At 65.7% G+C, this 15,188-nt stretch carries 16 protein-coding genes and 1 tRNA gene; 8 read left to right on the top strand and 9 right to left on the bottom strand.

From position 1 onward, the window contains the following. Positions 1–24: 24 nt before the first annotated feature. Entirely contained in the window at positions 25–2,769 is a 2,745-nt protein-coding gene (gene aceE / locus C5E06_RS10630; protein WP_104307273.1) for a pyruvate dehydrogenase (acetyl-transferring), homodimeric type, read from the bottom strand. A gap of 120 nt (positions 2,770–2,889) precedes the next feature. Here aceE and C5E06_RS10625 point away from each other — a divergent pair, with 120 nt between their 5' ends. Together C5E06_RS10625 and C5E06_RS10620 are read left to right on the top strand one after the other, a co-directional pair. After that, positions 2,890–3,432 carry a redoxin domain-containing protein gene (locus tag C5E06_RS10625; protein ID WP_146081368.1) on the top strand — a complete coding sequence of 181 codons (543 nt, stop codon included), beginning with the start codon at positions 2,890–2,892 and terminating at the stop codon, positions 3,430–3,432. Continuing rightward, positions 3,423–3,498: transfer RNA gene (locus C5E06_RS10620), tRNA-Val, on the top strand. Before C5E06_RS10625 ends, C5E06_RS10620 begins: the two co-directional genes overlap by 10 nt. 214 nt (positions 3,499–3,712) lie before the next feature. Here C5E06_RS10620 and C5E06_RS10615 read toward each other — a convergent pair. Further along, positions 3,713–3,970: a hypothetical protein gene (locus C5E06_RS10615; protein WP_104306854.1), complete on the bottom strand. Its 258-nt coding sequence runs from the start codon at positions 3,968–3,970 to the stop codon at positions 3,713–3,715. 234 nt (positions 3,971–4,204) lie between these two features. Between C5E06_RS10615 and C5E06_RS19010 the strand changes: the two genes are divergently transcribed. After that, positions 4,205–4,564, top strand: coding sequence for a hypothetical protein (locus C5E06_RS19010; RefSeq protein ID WP_146081367.1), 360 nt, complete (start codon positions 4,205–4,207; stop codon positions 4,562–4,564). 599 nt (positions 4,565–5,163) lie between these two features. Further along, the gene (locus C5E06_RS10605) at positions 5,164–5,847 is read left to right on the top strand and encodes a hypothetical protein (RefSeq protein WP_104241401.1); all 684 of its coding nucleotides are present in this window, start codon (positions 5,164–5,166) and stop codon (positions 5,845–5,847) included. 93 nt (positions 5,848–5,940) lie between these two features. On the opposite strand, the gene C5E06_RS19315 is transcribed toward C5E06_RS10605, so the two are convergent. Then, positions 5,941–6,999, bottom strand: a complete 1,059-nt coding sequence (locus tag C5E06_RS19315) for a hypothetical protein (RefSeq protein ID WP_181062991.1) — start codon at positions 6,997–6,999, stop codon at positions 5,941–5,943. A gap of 438 nt (positions 7,000–7,437) precedes the next feature. On the opposite strand from C5E06_RS19315, the gene C5E06_RS19005 reads away from it, so the two are divergent. Continuing rightward, complete coding sequence (locus C5E06_RS19005; protein WP_146081366.1) at positions 7,438–8,121, top strand: hypothetical protein; 684 nt, start codon at positions 7,438–7,440, stop codon at positions 8,119–8,121. Positions 8,122–8,462: 341 nt separating this feature from the next. Here C5E06_RS19005 and C5E06_RS10595 read toward each other — a convergent pair whose 3' ends face one another. Further along, positions 8,463–8,834 carry a hypothetical protein gene (locus tag C5E06_RS10595; RefSeq protein WP_104306852.1) on the bottom strand — a complete coding sequence of 124 codons (372 nt, stop codon included), beginning with the start codon at positions 8,832–8,834 and terminating at the stop codon, positions 8,463–8,465. Between the two features lie 119 nt (positions 8,835–8,953). On the opposite strand from C5E06_RS10595, the gene C5E06_RS10590 reads away from it, so the two are divergent. Further along, positions 8,954–9,484, top strand: a complete 531-nt coding sequence (locus tag C5E06_RS10590) for a hypothetical protein (RefSeq protein WP_146080520.1) — start codon at positions 8,954–8,956, stop codon at positions 9,482–9,484. A gap of 52 nt (positions 9,485–9,536) precedes the next feature. Beyond that, a complete protein-coding gene (locus tag C5E06_RS10585) occupies positions 9,537–10,058 on the top strand; it encodes a hypothetical protein (protein ID WP_104306851.1) in 522 nt (173 codons plus the stop codon). A gap of 535 nt (positions 10,059–10,593) precedes the next feature. On the opposite strand, the gene C5E06_RS10580 is transcribed toward C5E06_RS10585, so the two are convergent. Together C5E06_RS10580 and C5E06_RS10575 are read right to left on the bottom strand one after the other, a co-directional pair. After that, positions 10,594–11,139: a CPBP family intramembrane glutamic endopeptidase gene (locus C5E06_RS10580; RefSeq protein WP_104306850.1), complete on the bottom strand. Its 546-nt coding sequence runs from the start codon at positions 11,137–11,139 to the stop codon at positions 10,594–10,596. A 472-nt stretch (positions 11,140–11,611) separates the two neighbouring features. Further along, the gene (locus tag C5E06_RS10575) at positions 11,612–12,337 is read right to left on the bottom strand and encodes a hypothetical protein (RefSeq protein WP_104306849.1); all 726 of its coding nucleotides are present in this window, start codon (positions 12,335–12,337) and stop codon (positions 11,612–11,614) included. A gap of 200 nt (positions 12,338–12,537) precedes the next feature. Between C5E06_RS10575 and C5E06_RS10570 the strand changes: the two genes are divergently transcribed. Next, a complete protein-coding gene (locus tag C5E06_RS10570) occupies positions 12,538–13,077 on the top strand; it encodes a hypothetical protein (protein WP_104306848.1) in 540 nt (179 codons plus the stop codon). 85 nt (positions 13,078–13,162) lie between these two features. Here the strand turns inward: C5E06_RS10570 and C5E06_RS10565 are convergent, their stop codons facing one another. Genes C5E06_RS10565 through C5E06_RS19310 form a run of 3 tightly spaced genes read right to left on the bottom strand, consistent with a single transcriptional unit; the run spans position 13,163 to position 15,148 of the window. Further along, positions 13,163–13,582: a hypothetical protein gene (locus C5E06_RS10565; RefSeq protein ID WP_104241392.1), complete on the bottom strand. Its 420-nt coding sequence runs from the start codon at positions 13,580–13,582 to the stop codon at positions 13,163–13,165. Between the two features lie 12 nt (positions 13,583–13,594). Continuing rightward, entirely contained in the window at positions 13,595–14,095 is a 501-nt protein-coding gene (locus tag C5E06_RS10560; protein ID WP_104306847.1) for a DUF1990 family protein, read from the bottom strand. A gap of 6 nt (positions 14,096–14,101) precedes the next feature. After that, positions 14,102–15,148 (bottom strand): hypothetical protein, encoded by a 1,047-nt coding sequence (locus C5E06_RS19310; RefSeq protein WP_181062949.1) that lies wholly within the window; start codon positions 15,146–15,148, stop codon positions 14,102–14,104. Positions 15,149–15,188 lie beyond the last annotated feature (40 nt).

Here is a 15,188-nt window from a genome sequence, read left to right as displayed (position 1 = left end):
GAGGCGAGCAGGGGAGGAGCGCTGTTAGGCGTCTCCGCCCGCGCTGCCGCTCGTGCCAGCCTTCGGGTTGTGGAGGTCGTACTTGTCGATGGCCTCCTGCACGACCGAACGGTCGATCTTGCCCTGCGTCGCGAGGCGCTCGAGAGCACGAACGACTACGGAGTGGCTGTCGATCAGGTAGTACCGACGTGCGGCGGGACGCGTGTCGGAGATGCCGAAGTCGTCGGCACCGAGCGTCGTGAAGTCGTTCTTCACGAACGGACGGATCTGGTCCTGAACCGCGTGCGAGAAGTCGCTCACGGCGATGACGGGGCCTTCCGACGCCTGGAGCTTGTCCGTGACGAAGGGAACCTTGGGCTCCTCGTTCGGGTGCGTCCAGTTGTACTCCTCGGCACGGAGGCCGTCGCGACGGAGTTCGTTCCAGGACGTGACCGACCAGACTTCAGCCGCAACACCCCAGTCCTTCTCCAGGAGCTCCTGCGCTTCGAGGATCCACGGCACACCGACACCCGAGGCGAGCAGCTGGACGCGCGGTCCCTGCGCTTCGGTTCCCTTGAGGTAGTAGATGCCCTTGAGGATGCCCTCGACGTCCACGTTCTCCGGCTCAGCTGGCTGAGCCATCGGCTCGTTGTACACCGTGAGGTAGTACATGACGTTCGGGTCCTGCTTCGGGTTCTCCGACTGGGAATCCGGGCCGTACATCCGCTCGATACCCGCTTGCATGATGTGTGCGAGCTCGTAGGCGAAGGCGGGGTCGTAGGTGACGACTGCCGGGTTGGTGGCTGCGATGATCGGCGAGTGGCCGTCCATGTGCTGCAGGCCTTCGCCGGCGAGCGTCGTGCGCCCGGCCGTGGCTCCGATGAGGAAGCCGCGCGTGAGCTGGTCTGCCGCCGCCCACATGGCGTCGGCGGTGCGCTGGAACCCGAACATGGAGTAGTACATGTAGATCGGGATCATCGCCTCGCCGTGCGTCGAGTACGACGAACCGGCTGCCGTGAACGCGCCCATGGCGCCGGCCTCGTTGATGCCGACGTGGTTGATCTGCCCCTGCTCGCTCTCGCGGTAGGCGAGGAGCAGCTCGCGGTCGACCGACATGTAGTGCTGGCCGTTCGGGTTGTAGATCTTCGCGGTCGGGAAGAACGCGTCGACGCCGAAGGTGCGGGCCTCGTCCGGGATGATCGGGACGATGCGCGACCCGAAGTCCTTGGACCGCATGAGGTCCTTGAGGAGGCGGACGAACGCCATCGTCGAAGCGATCTCCTGCGTGCCGGAGCCCTTCTTGATGGACGCGTAGGTCTTGTCGTCCGGCACGGCGATCTGCGTGAACTTCGAGCGACGCTCCGGCACGAACCCGCCGAGCTCGCGGCGACGCTCCTGCATGTACTGGATCGCCTCGTTGTCGGGACCCGGGTTGTAGTACGGGGGCTGGTAGACGTCGGCCTCGAGCGCTGCATCCGAGATCGGGATGTGCAGCTGGTCGCGGAACGCCTTCAGGTCGGGAAGCGTGAGCTTCTTCATCTGGTGCGTCGCGTTGCGGCCCTCGAAGTGCGGTCCGAGACCGTAGCCCTTGATGGTGTGCGCGAGGATGACGGTCGGCTGTCCCTTGTGCTCGATCGCCGCCTTGTACGCCGCGTAGACCTTGCGGTAGTCGTGGCCGCCTCGCTTCAGGCCCCAGATCTCGTCGTCGCTGTAGTTCTCGACGAGCTTGAGCGCCTCGGGGTCGCGTCCGAAGAAGTTCTCGCGAACGAATCCGCCCGACTCGGTCTTGTACGTCTGGAAGTCGCCATCGGGCGTCTCGTTCATCAGGGTCCGCAGCGCGCCCTTGTCGTCGCGCTCGAGGAGCGAGTCCCACTCGCGACCCCAGACGACCTTGATGACGTGCCAGCCGGCGCCGCGGAAGAAGCTCTCGAGCTCCTGGATGATCTTGCCATTGCCGCGAACCGGGCCGTCGAGGCGCTGCAGGTTGCAGTTGACGACGAAGGTGAGGTTGTCGAGGTTCTGGTTGGCTGCGACCTGCAGCTGTCCGCGCGACTCGACCTCATCCATCTCGCCGTCGCCGAGGTAGGCCCAGACGTGCGAGCCGGAGGCGTCCTTCATGCCGCGGTTGGTGAGGTACTTGTTGAACTGTGCCTGCCAGATCGCGTTGAGCGGCCCGATGCCCATCGAGACCGTCGGGAACTGCCAGAAGTCCTTCATGAGGCGGGGGTGCGGGTACGACGGCATGCCGTGCGGGGCAGCGGACTGCTCCTGGCGGAAGCCGTCGAGCTGCTCGGCGCTGATCTGCCCCTGCAGGAAGGCGCGCGAGTAGTTGCCGGGGGAGGCGTGCCCCTGGAAGAAGACCTGGTCGGGCCCATCCGCGTGGTCGTAGCCCTTGAAGAAGTGGTTCAGACCCACTTCGTAGAGGGTCGCCTGCGAGGCGTAGGAGGAGATGTGGCCGCCGACGGCGACCCCTTCGCGCTGGGCGCGCTGCACCGTCATGGCCGCGTTCCAGCGGATCCATGAGCGGTAGGTGCGCTCCAGCGACTCGTCACCTGGGAACTCTGGCTCGTCCTCGGGCGCAATCGAGTTCACGTAATCGGTGGTTGGAACCATGGGAACGCCGAGGTGGCGCTCCCGAGACCGCTCAAGAAGGCTGAGCATGATGTCTCGTCCGCGCTGGTGTCCCTGCGCGTCTACGACCGCATCGAGCGATTCGCGCCATTCGGCGGTCTCCTCGGGGTCGCTGTCAACGTAATGCTCTGAGTACGGATCCTGGTTGTTAACAGCCACCGTCGACCTCATTTCGTTCCGGGTTCGTCACGTCTATGGCGCGCGCCAGGTTATGACGCGCAGTCCACCGGCTAGCCTATCTTTGGTTTGTGCGATGCACACGCAGGTTGGCGTGAATCCTTGTCGAAGCGCGCACAACCGAACATCGCCGTCGGAGAGGGCCTGATCGTGAGCGAATTCGCGCCGCCGCTTGAGCCCATTTCTCTGGTCGACCACCGGGGTGGGATGGGCGTGGTGGCCGGGCCGGCACCGTCATCGCGGCTCGTCGTGTTCGTTCCCATGGCATTCACGCCCGTGTGCGCCGACGAGATCTCCGACCTCGCCCAGCTGGTGAGTGAAGCCCGGAATCGGCCCGAGTGGGGCTCCGCGCTCGAGGCTCCCGAGGTGCTCGTCGTCTCGACCGACAGCTCAGCTGCGCTGCGAGCGTGGCTCGTCGAGCTCGGCGCAGATGCACTCCTCACCGGCTGCAGCGACTTCTGGCCGCACGGTTCGGCTGCCCGTGCGTATGGTGCGTTCGACGAGGCCGCTGGCACCGCGATGCGACGCTCATTCCTCGTCAGGGCCGACGGCAGCCACCGGGTTGCCGCATCCGCGCGCCCCGGTGAGGCCCGCGTTCGATCGGACCACGCGGCCGCGCTACACTTGCTCGCCGAGGGCCTTTAGCTCAGCTGGTAGAGCGCCACGTTTACACCGTGGATGTCGTCGGTTCGATCCCGGCAGGGCCCACCACTCCGTATCCCTGGTCAGGGCCATCTGCGTTTCCGTCCACCTCAGGAGCGCAGCGGTGGTTCCCAGCGGGAACGTGTCTTCGGTCAAGGAGCCTGACATCGACTTCACGCCCCAGAAGAGTGCGCCCCGGACGACCAGGGCCCCGGCGCAGTCCATACGAGAGCGCCGCTGGCTCGACAGATGAGAGGCAGTGGCGCGGTCGAGATCTTGTCGACTAATAGGACAGCGTGACCTTGGACTTCCACACATTGCCGCTCTTGGCGCAGGTCGTTCGGAACGCGGCGTCATAGCCGTTGCCGCCCTGGCGGGCCATGTAGCGGTCGGCGTAGTGCTCGCACAGCTGGAACGAGGGGCCCGTCACGTAGGCGTAGGCGACTCCGGCCTGCGCGGGCGCCGCGGCGGTGACTGCGCCAGCGGCGAGCATGATCGCTCCAACGACCCCGCCGACGATCTTCTTCGTTGTGGAACCCATGGTGTCTCCTCACTCGGCTCTGTCCTCGTGCCACGACCATATCGGCGCCCAGCGATCCGTCGCCAGGGAAGTTCTGCCCGTTCCGCTGGGGACTCGCCCGGAGTCTGACTCAAGTTCTGGGACACCCCGTGACCGGCCGTGACAGTGGCGCACACATATCCATCGCCCCTCGAAGGGGAACACTCATGGGCGCACCCGCGCTCGCTTCGGGCGTCCGACCTGTACCGTCGAAGCATGAATCTCGAGGCGGGGGAAGAGAATGTGGTCCCAGACCTGCCACCTCGCTCTTCAGTGCCGGTGGGGGCAGAGCGCACCGACTCGTCAGGCATCGTGTGGAGGGCCGGAGTCGACGCCTGGGAGCGAGTCCCGGAACGCCACGGAATGGGCCTCTTCTTGAACGGGCGCCGCGCCGGGATATTCCGTGCTGTGGCTTTGGTGTCCGTGCTGGCAGTCATCTTTCTCGTGCCGCTCGTCGAAGCCTGGTGGATGAAAGTCCTGGTTTTCGCCCTCTGCGCCGTGCCGTTCTTCCTCGCAGTCGGGATCACCCGATGGGCGATCGTCAGAGGCTCCAGGAACCCGGTGGACGAGCAGTAGACCTAGCCCTGAGCGGTTGGCAGAAGAGCACGTCGGTTGCCGGTGATCGCGCACGCTTCGGCGGTGAGAGTCGGGGCCCTCGCAGGTTGCTGAGAGACAGGTCCTGGGGCGCGTATCGATGGAGGCCGCGCGCATCTGGGTGCACGACACCGCGAGGCCTTCATCGTGCTTCCGATGTAACCCGTGGCGCTCGGGGATGGAGGAGCACCTGCGGATCGAGCTTGGGGAAGCAACGGAACCCGCATCACGTGGTGATTCACTTTCCAGTGCCGGTCTGTAGTGAAGGCCTTGGCCGTCGATCCCGCGACAGCCAGGTTCTATCCTGCGCCAAGGCGACCTGAGGAATCTTCGCGCGTGCTGGACTCTGCACAAGAGAGTGAAACGAGTTCCACGTGCCCCAATCATCCCCACTCGGGTATGCCCGTCTCCAGGCTCGGGAATCCAAAGACAGCGTTCACTTTGCCGCGTTACTCAACAGCACCGGCATCACGCTGGTCAACACGGAACATGCCGAGAGCTACAGCATCTCAGCGCTCCGAGGCCCATCCTTCATCTGTGCGTGGGCGAGCGTCCCCGCATCGAGCTACCAAGTGCACCGGATGGGAACGTCGATCGAGTCGCGGACATTGTTCGTCTTCGCGAACGCCGGTCAGGTCCACGTCGGGTTGGACGGGCAGACGGTGCCGCTCGCCCGCGGGGAGGTGTCTGCCGTCGCCCCGGGGAGCTCAACCATCGAGCTCATCGCTGCGGGTGAGCGGACCGAGGTCATCCTGTTCAGCATCGACTTGCCGGTTGCCGGGCGCGGCGATTCTGCTTCTCCCTTGGAAGGCATCACGCGGCTCGTCGACCCAACGCTCAACACGTTCGTCTTCACAGCCTGCTACGGCCTCTCGCAGGCACCCACGCCAGTGTCCAAAGCGACCGCGGACACGATTGAACACGCTGCCGCAACCCTCGCCCGAGGCCTGCTGGCGCGCATGGCTCACCTGCAGGAGCCCGACCTCTACCTGGCCTCCTTGAGGCACATCCGTCTGCATGCTGCTGACGCCAGCCTCACCCCCGTCTCTCTCGCAGATCGGTTCAAGGTCTCGACGCGCAAGCTGCAGGTTCGCTACAACCAGGAAGGCGACACTGTCGTCTCCGCCATCAGACGAAGCCGGGCGGTCATCGCGCGCAGCATCTGGCAACAGGAGCCCTCCCTCGCCGCATCGGTCGTCGCCTCGAGGTCGGGGTTCGCGTCCGCTCGGGGCCTGCGACGCGCACTCGCCGAACTCCCCGACTGAGGTTGCCCACAAGACCGGGCTCGTGGGCGCACCACACCATGTTGGACGGGAGGTTTTCGAACCCTGTCGCGTGCGGTTACTCGCCCTGCCACCTCAGACGCACCAGCTCAGTGAGACGTAGCCCGCGTGCCCACGAGCGGCCCCCGACAGGAGACCGGAAGGTGCAAGCACGTAGTTGCTGATGGGAGTGCCGAGGGCAGTCGCCGCGCGGTACGAAGAGCCAGCGGCTCCGGTGCCGGTGGAGATGGTGAGACGGGTGGTGCCGGTGAACTGCGACCCGACCATTCCTCCACCTCCGCCCCCTGCGTAGCCGCCGCCCCCGCCACCGGCGGAAGCGGCGAAGGAGCCCCCGCCGTTGTTCAGCCGGGCGGCACCGTTGCCGCCATTGCCGCCGCCGTTGGAGCCGAGCCCGAAGTTCTGACCGTTCGACCCCTCGACCCTGGTCGGCGGTCCCCAGTTGCCATTGGCGACCCGATACTGGGCCGTGCCACCGCGCGTGCCGCCGACAGGGCCATCCGCGGCGGTGGCAGGGTTCACCGCGAGTCCCGGAGCGGTGGAGTTCACGCTGCCGACCGCGCCGACACGTCCGTTGGGGGCGGAGCTACCGGCGTTCGCTGTCCCGTAGTTGAATCCAGTCGTCGCGTCCGGTGCCTGATACACGGTCGTCTGCTGCGTCGAGCCTTGAACGGTCTCTCGTACGGCGGAACCGCCTCCTCCGCCGGAGACCACGAGCGGAGTTCCACTGAGCGCTCCGAGCAGGAGTGCGCTGCCGCCACCACCGGCACCCGCAGGGCCACCAGGGTTGTCGCGGGGGCCGGGCGTCGAGTTTCCCCCACTGCCGTACCCAGTTCCGCCGGCGGCCGTGGTGCCGTCTGTCTTCACCTCGCCGCCCTGCCCGACCACGATCCCGAAGGTACGCTGCGCGACCGTGGCGTTGGTGGGCAGCGTGATGCGCCCACTGGAATTCGCCCCCTGGCCGCCAGCGACGGTGGAGCCCGCACCGCCCCCGGCACCCCGCACAACGAAATCGACGTACCTCGCCCCAGCCGGCACTGTGAAGGTGGTCAGCTGTCCGGCGGTACTGAAGACCTGGCTGGCCGTCGTGCACGTCGATGCCGCCGCGACTGGAACTGCCGTTGCTGTTGCCAGCACGGGGAGGCTCCATGCCGCCCCGCGCAGAATGCTGCGCCGGCCATGGTTTTTTGCATCACCTGTCATGTGTTCTCTCGCTTTTCTCGAGTCGTGGGGGACGCGGCTCGCGTGAGAGCGGCACGTGCGCATTCGGAACTGCTGCTCATCCTGGGGAGATCCGCGCGGGAATGCGACGGGTGATCTCCTGACTGCGGATAAGCGACGATTTTCTGCGCAAAATGTCCCGCACGCTTCTTTGTCGTTCCGTGGGGACTTCGAGCGAGTGCGTCACCGAAGAGCTGTAGACAGAGGCGCGTGAGTTGATGTCAGTGCGGTTCGGTGTCGTGAACAGGCACCCGAGCGGACCGCTGGCGACACAAAAACGCACGCAACCGACGAAATTCCGCATCTCGGCGCCGAAAAGCACTTCTGCGCCCCCCGCGTTGTTACTTTTCCCGCATGAACCCACGTGAAACCGCGCACCAGCCTTTAGGCACGCATCTCTCCCGGCGCAACATCGTGACAGCAGGGGCTTGGTCCGTGCCGATCCTGGTCTCGGCCATCTCCTCTCCGCTTGCCTCCGCATCCCGTGAGCCTCGCGTGGATCCGACGGTCACGCGTGTGAGCTCGGGAGGCAGCACGACGCAACCGTACGATCAGTCTCCTTTGCGGTATGAAGCGACCGGCACGTCGGCAAATTCGGCTATCTACCAGGACAACAGCGCCTATAACACGCGCATCTACGTTCGCAATAACGGTCCGGAAACGATCCCAGCGGGGTCGACGCTCACCATTTCGATTGTCGTATATCCCGCCTCAGGCGCGTACATCGACATCTCCGCATTCCAATCCGGTACCGCGGCACTTGGTATCAACAGCTCCACTATGACGGGTGGAGCGTTGACGTTCTCGGGCCCTTCCGGATCCAGCGGTGGGTCAATGAATCGGGTCTTCACCATCAATCGCCCTATCCCATCGGGATCGGAGTTCATGATCCAGATCGCGTTCAATATCGCCGACATTAGCGCCGAGCGGCAGCAGGGCGGTCTCAGCGCCCGAATCACAGCCCCAACCGGAACCGTCGATACGAACACAGGCAACAACGTGCGCATCAGCGCGGGCGACGTGTACTACGTGCGCTAGCCGCGTTCCTTCAGGGGTTCGAGGAGCGTCTTCCCCGAGCAGAACGCCCCCGCGCAGGCTTGTGAGCTCCCACGCTTGCCAGGCGAAGCGCGGGGGTGTTCGCGGTCCGCAGTCTTCACCGGCACCGGAGCGCTCGCCAGCGAGCACGAAGAATGCGCTGGTTTCGAGAGCACTCGTGGCGCTCGGCTCTCCAGCGGATCACGCCGAGTGAGGTGAAGCCTCAAGCAGGCGGCACACCCGCTACCCGAGGGGCGCGTTCATACTGGCTGCCCAGTCGCGGATCGCTCGACGCTCACTGTCGCCGCAGATGTACCCGTAGGCGCTTTCAGTGACCCCATCGCTCAGGGTCCAATCGTTGAAGTAGCTATGGGCGTAGCAGTCGGCCATTGCTTCTTTGCTGCCCTGGAACAGGCCTGGAGGAGGAGCGGTTGATAGCCGCCGCGGTCGTCCGGGTAACGCGTGTCGTCTGCCTTCTGGAACACGTGCGCGAGCTCATGCACAGTGGTCATCTTGCTGTGCCCGGCCGCGTCGACGATGCCTTCGCTGACAGACCCGCCCGCATTCACTTGGCGAGCCTGCGCATCGGCAACGCGCTGCTCCAGCTCCGCGCGGAACGTGCTTGTCTGGGAGGCGATGCTCTCGACGGAGTACACGCTGAGGTTTGGGTCCACCATCTTGGCGTCCTGGTCTTCCCTCCAGTCGAACAGCACCACGAGGGGCTCAACCGGGCATCGCTCGCCTCATCGTGTGCCCGTGTTCACGGGAGCAGAACCGTGGTGCGCTCGCCGCGGGGCACTGTCAGCTGTGAGTGCCCAGTAACTAACATGTGGGCATGACCTCTCAGATGCCGTTCATTCGAGCCACATTCTCCGGCGCCCTCGTCAACCCGGCAGGAAACGGGTACGTGCCAGGAAACGTGGAGGTCAGCGACGGTTGGGTGACGCTCTGGGCACTCACGCCAGACGGGTGGACGGTCGTGGTTCGTGCGCCAGCGCCAGAGGTGAGCGTCAGGTCGACCGCGCAGAAGATCCGCCTCTCCGTCGGCGGACGGCAGTACCTGCTCCTCGCTGACCCCGATGCCGTGATTCGCGCGCTCGGGTACAGCACGGCCGGGGCCGTCGCGGCCGTCCTCGACCGACCGGTTGCGGGAGCCGCAGCCGACGTCGGAGCCCTCCGGAACCAGATCTCGGCTGCCAACTCATGGAATGTGGGCGGAGGTCCGCAGTTCCTCGATGCCGCACGACAGTCCGGAGCGCGCGTCTCGCGGCTCGGGTACGGGGCGATCGCAGCGATCGGATGCGGAGCCGGCATCGCCGCGGTGCTGCTCGTCACCGTCATCACGGTCCTCATCATCACGCTCTGACGGACCCCAGCGCTGCCCCGTGCGGTGACGCCGTCAGGCCTATGCTGAGCCGGTGCACATCACCGAACGTTTCGCGGGGCTCGTCGAAGCCGAACTTGCCGACAAGCCCTTCGCGGTCGTCCGAGTACGAGGCGGCTTTGACGTCGGCTTCGCACTCGCCGATGCCCGGTGGGTGAGCATCCTCGCGGTCAACGACGTCCGCGACAGCATCACCTACAACGTTCGAGTGAACGAGCGCGCGGGCAAGTTCAGCATCAACGACACCCTGCGTCGGATCAGCTGGAGCGCCGGGGTGTCAGGAATGGTCCCTCGACTCGGCTTCTCGATGTCGTACCAGTCGGGTCGGGTCAAGTACGGTCGCGTGATCCAGCTCGGCGTCGCGCCCGGTGGGTTCGAGGTGGCGTTCAGCCCCGAGGAGGAACGGGCTCGCATCAGAGCGATCGGGCAGGAGCTCGGTCTGAAGCCAGGGCTGAGCAGGTCTGCCCTGATCGGGCTCTGGACTGCTGGCGGGGTCATCGGACTGTGCATCCTCGGCGCGGCGATCGCGCTCATCATCCAAGCGTTCCTCGGGTAGTGCCGCCGGACGCCGACCGACCTCCGGCAACACATTCGAGCGCCTGCGTGGGGCCGTTGTGTGCGCATCCGGACGTCCTTGTGCAGCAGCTCTGTCCAGGCCAGACGGGATTTCCGAATGCAAGGTGAGTCAGATTCGTTGGTCCTGCCGGCCTCGAGAACTAGCGAGACACTGGGCCAGCTTGAGAAGTCACTCGCGCTTGTCTGACGGACGAAAGAAAAGCCCACGCTTACGGCATCCTCAAGCCTTTTCGCGGATTGGTGGATGTTGAGCAGTGAACATGCATGAGCGACGAGGACGGCCTCTTCCTCAACCGGGGAGCATCCAACGGACAGAAGGGAACAAGGGGGCTCAGAGTCGGGGACGCCGATGTGATGGAACGTGAGAGCGGAAAGAGAGCACGAGGTCGACCGCGGCGAGCGCGTGAGGAGGATTGTGCCAGCGAAGTTCGCTCTTCCTTGGGCGAGGACGGATGTTTCTGTGCGTATTTGACGACACCACAGCTCTCAGGGCTTATGCCTACTGCGCACAGGTGTCAGCTCAACAGCAATCCTGCGCACATGTTTGCCGCTGCATGCACAAGTGCCCCGGGCACGAAGGTTCCCGTCTTCTCACGCAACCAGCCAAGAATCCAAGCGGCCGCAAATTGGGCCGGGATGACAGGCCAGGCGCGGATATCGACCAGCAGAATCCCGAGGTGCGGCACGACGAACACCAGGGACTGCAACAGGTTTCCTTTCTGGAAGCCGAGTCGACGCGAGAGGACGCCTCCGAGAAGACCGCGGAAAAGAATCTCCTCGCCGAAAGCGCGCAGTACGACGCTGAGCGCGACTCCCAGGGAAGTGAGACGAGCAACTGACACGCCAGGGGCATCAACGACCTCAGCTGGCACCGAGACAATCGCCAGCCAACCCGCGAAGAGCAGCGGGAAGAGGAGGAGACCTGCCCACGCATAGCCGTTCGCCGACCCCCACGTTAGTCCGAGTTGGAGGCGTGCGGCAGCGAGCGTCCGGTTCTCACCGCGCGACTGAACGAACAAGTAGATCGCCGCGGGGAGACAAAACAGCACGAACTCGAACATGTCCCAAACCTAACGGCGATACTGCCCACGTGGCCCCCGCGAGTTTGAGCGTCGGCGTGCTCATCCCGGCGCTCACTTGACCGCAGATGATCGAGTGGCGGTGCAGGAGAGCTAGCAACTCCTACAAGGTCCGCCACGAGTGCGAGCACAGGGCAGTAGCTGGCTCCATCGAGGTCGCCGGTCGCGCCGGCGTGAGTCCGGTCCTCGTGATGACGAAGAGCGGCCCACCACCCAGTCCGATGGCGATGGGCATCGCGACGAAGGTCGGAGTCCACGATTGTGCACGACACAGACGACGGTTGTGGTCGTCAGTTCGAGGGCGACGCCAGCAAGACAGCCCGAAGCGCCAGCAGCGGCCTTGTGATCCACCAGTCCACGCTCCAGACGTGGACACCGAGCAGCGAAGTCCGCACAGGCCCGGAATCTACCGCGTATCCCAGCAAGGCGCTCGACGGCTCGTCGCTGGTCCTGATCAGGGCAGGTCGAGTTCCCATGCGCCCCGCTGGGAGACGAAGATCAGCGAAGGACCGGCCGCGAGCTCCCCTCGAAAGTCGGCATCCCTGCGCTGCTCGCTGACCGCCTCGTGCGGTGTCTCTCCACCGCCGGTGCCGTCTGCGCCCGAGCGGTACTCCGTGATCGACATGCCGACCCCGGTGTCCGGCTTCACGCCCGTGAACGCGCCGCCCGGACCGTCGTAGAGATACGCGCCGTACCCCGTCCCGGATTCGGGGAGCTGGGGCGCAGAGTCGATGGGACGAACGGTGACCTCCCAGGCTCCGTCGGCGTCGACGAGCAGTGCCCAGGGCGGCTCGTTCGCTGCCCACCACATCGTCTGGCCGGCGAAGGAAGTCGGGTCTGCTGTATAGCCTTCGATGCTCGTGTCCAGCAGGATCATCCCGAGCTCACCCTCGGAGTCCTCGGTCCACAGCGTCAGGGGTGCGCTGCCGTCATAGGCGATGTCGATGATGCCGGAACGTGCCTTGGAGACCTCGGCGGGCAGCTCGACGCGCAGCTCGCCGGTCCCATTCGACGTGTACTCATCGAATGTTCCGAAGCTCTCGGAAGCCCACTCGGCCGAGTCGGCCGGGGGAACGAGCGAGGACGGTGGCGGAGGTGCGGAGTCTGTTTCCTGATTCTCAGGGGGCGCCACCGACGAGCATCCGGTCAGCACAACGGCTGCCGCGAGCAACGCGATCAAGAGATGAGGGCGTGCTCCGGCGCTTCGTCGAGAACTCGCTTCTGGACTTCGGCGCATGCTCTGAGCCTAGAGAAGATGGAGCATCATGGCGAGGGGTCTGCTTGCGCCCAAGAATCGTCGGCTCACCCTCAGTCCTTGCCGTCCGGCCTTCGTTAGGGTGGCACGGACCTGTATGGGCAGCGACCGCTCAGGAGAAGATCATGCCGAATCGAGCACACCGCGCAGAGGAGGAATCGCTCGCCGACTTCCTCGCGGATTACACCCCCGTCGAGGCGAAGTTCGCGTTGTCTACTGGCGACACTCCGCTCCTTCGAGCGATGCTGAATGCCGATCTGCTCGCCCGTGTCGGCATCGCGGAACGGCTCCTCGACGACGGCGCGGATGCCGCGGTCACGCTCGGGTCGGGGCTCAACGCCTTGCACCTGCTCTTCTCGAACCGAGAGCACGACCTCGACAGGGAAGCGGTGCTCGTCGGCCGACTCATCGCGGGCGGTGCCGACCCGAATGCGGTGTCGAAACGCCAGGGGCCGCCACTGCTCGTCATGATCGACTCGGGGATGGCGTCGCTTGCCGGGGTAGGCGCTGTCATCGACGCGATCACCGAGTCGACGACGATCGACCTTGAGGTGCTCGTCAACCGCAAGGGGAGACCGCGGAAGACGCTGCGTGACGAGATCGCGAGCACTCCGTGGCACCTTCCGGAGGTGAGGGAGCGCTTGGGGATTCCGCAGGATCAGTGAGGGCCGCTGACGCCGCGACCGGAGAGACCAGCCGTTCTCGCAGGAGTCCGGGCTTCGTCAGGTGGCAAGATGCGCGTTTCTCGTCTCAGCCTCCGACCGCGTAGACGTTGTTCGAGACCTGGGTCGCGTGGCTCGGCGCATCGTGCCCGTCCGGGACGACGAAGAACGTGGGTCCGCCTCCGGTACCTGTCGTCATCGTGCCGCCGGGCCCAGCGCATCCGCCGACCCAGTCGTCAGCGTTCGCGTAGGCGAGCAGGCAGACCGCGAGGTCGTCGGAACCAGCGCTCAACCAGAGGTCGGTACCGGCGTAGTCTCCGACCCATCGAACGGTGTCGGCGTCGAACTCATCCAGGGCATACTCGGGGAGGTCGGCGGGTACAACCTTGTCAGCTGGCGGTGCCTCGTCGAGGTCCGCGTAGGTGGATGCTGCGGCTGAGCACGCGGAGGTCGCTCCGAGCAGGAGTGCAGCGCCAGCGAGGGTGAGCGCCTTCGGAGTGCGTGACATCTCCCCATGCTGTCACGGGCGACTCCTCAGTGCCTCGAGGTACCGCCGAGTCATCCCCGTTTGCACGCGCCGGGCGATCGGACCGCCGATGCGCGTGAACCAGCGACCCGGAGCCGAGAACGCGACGATGCTGAACACGACCTCATCCGTTTCGGTCAAGCGGACCTCGAACCGTTCCTCACCTCGTTCCGGATGCCCGGGCAGCGTCCCATATGCGAAGCCACAGGAGGTCGAGGTGCGCTCGGCCCAGACGACGAGGCAGGGGATTCGGAACCGTAGCGGCCCGATGCGCAACCGCATGACCACGCGCGTGCCCTCGCGAAGCGGGACATCGGAGAGCTGAACCTCGGCTCCTGCTCGGCGCTGCGCCTGTCCTTCGAGCAGCTCGGCGGCTGCCCGCTCGAACGTGCCGCGCCCGTGCCCGATGACGAGCGACTCGCGGACGTGGTGGTAGCCGCTCGGCAGCCTCTTCTCGGCGGTTGCGCCGACCTCCGCGTAGGTGAGCTCGGACATCGGGCGTCAGTAGTTCGCGGGCTCGTCGACCGCGGACGCCGAGACGACCGCGGCGATCTGCATGCCCTCTGTTGCGCTTGTGAACAACGCCACGAACAGGTCGTCGCCCACTGGCCAGAGGTCGACGTGCTCGATCGACGTCACCACCAGCTTGTTTGCCACCCAGGAGTCCTTCGCTGGCGCTTCAGCCCGCGGGGCGCCCCATGCCGCGATGAACGCGGACCGCACGTCACTCATCAGGCTGGCGAGGGTCGTCTCTTCGTCGAGCCCGGTTGGCTCCCGCCCCGTGATGATCTCCAGCTCGTGCCCCCAGGCTGCGGTCGTCAGCCGCAGTCCATCGAGTCGACGGAAGCGGACGCCGTCGATACGCGGTTCGTGGAGCAGCTTCCTGCAGGCCGAGACGACCGCACCGATGTCCACGGACGGCAGGACGAACGGGGTGGTGTCCGGCTCCGGTGCGGGACCCCCGGCCGGGACTTCCAGCTCCTCGCCCTTGACCTCACCGACCCAGGCGTCGAAGGGGTCCGGCTCGCGGACCGACCACTCCGGTGGCACGGAGACATCGAACTCCTGCTCGACCCAGGCGCGGAACTCTGCGAGGGCAGCCACCGATTCGGCGTCTTCGTCGATGGGTGCTTCGCCGATGGAGTAGCTGTTCAGCTCCAGGTAGCCGATGGCCAGGAGGCGGAGGAAGTCGACGGCGTCGTCAGCGACGAAGAGTCGCTCGCCCTCGGAGCCGAGGACGACCACGCGCACCTCGTCGGAAGGGTCTCGCCAGAGCGCCGCGAAGCCTCCGGTTCCGTCGGTCTGGCCGAGGGGGAACAGTCGGTCGTGTCCGTTCTCTCCTGGCTCGAACCAGCCGGTGAGCGTCTCGGTGGGTGAGAAGGTGATGCCGAGCTCTGCCGTTCCGGCGTACGGAGTCAGGAAGTAGCCGTGCTTGTTCTCGAACCCCCACCCCTGAGCCTCCATCCACGTCCAGGCCCGTTCGAGGGGCTCCGGGATGCTCATCCCCGGCGGGAGCTTCGGTGCGAGGAGCTGTGAGAGTTTCGACATGGCTCAAGCATGCCTGCGTCGTTTGAATGAGTCCGGAGAG

Origin of the sequence: Pseudoclavibacter sp. RFBI5 (assembly GCF_002931395.1) — a bacterium.
Classification (GTDB): domain Bacteria; phylum Actinomycetota; class Actinomycetes; order Actinomycetales; family Microbacteriaceae; genus Pseudoclavibacter.
This window is presented reverse-complemented; position numbering and strand designations above follow the sequence as displayed.

Bases quoted from the DNA above. Each gene is read 5' to 3' on its own strand.
- C5E06_RS10590 (WP_146080520.1), top strand. From the start codon at position 8,954: ATGACCTCTCAGATGCCGTTCATTCGAGCCACATTCTCCGGCGCCCTC.
- C5E06_RS10605 (WP_104241401.1), top strand. From the start codon at position 5,164: ATGGGAACGTCGATCGAGTCGCGGACATTGTTCGTCTTCGCGAACGCC.
- C5E06_RS10570 (WP_104306848.1), top strand. From the start codon at position 12,538: ATGCCGAATCGAGCACACCGCGCAGAGGAGGAATCGCTCGCCGACTTC.
- C5E06_RS10565 (WP_104241392.1), bottom strand. From the start codon at position 13,582: ATGTCACGCACTCCGAAGGCGCTCACCCTCGCTGGCGCTGCACTCCTG.
- C5E06_RS19010 (WP_146081367.1), top strand. From the start codon at position 4,205: ATGAATCTCGAGGCGGGGGAAGAGAATGTGGTCCCAGACCTGCCACCT.
- C5E06_RS19310 (WP_181062949.1), bottom strand. From the start codon at position 15,148: ATGTCGAAACTCTCACAGCTCCTCGCACCGAAGCTCCCGCCGGGGATG.
- C5E06_RS10580 (WP_104306850.1), bottom strand. From the start codon at position 11,139: ATGTTCGAGTTCGTGCTGTTTTGTCTCCCCGCGGCGATCTACTTGTTC.
- C5E06_RS10560 (WP_104306847.1), bottom strand. From the start codon at position 14,095: ATGTCCGAGCTCACCTACGCGGAGGTCGGCGCAACCGCCGAGAAGAGG.
- C5E06_RS19005 (WP_146081366.1), top strand. From the start codon at position 7,438: ATGAACCCACGTGAAACCGCGCACCAGCCTTTAGGCACGCATCTCTCC.
- C5E06_RS10615 (WP_104306854.1), bottom strand. From the start codon at position 3,970: ATGGGTTCCACAACGAAGAAGATCGTCGGCGGGGTCGTTGGAGCGATC.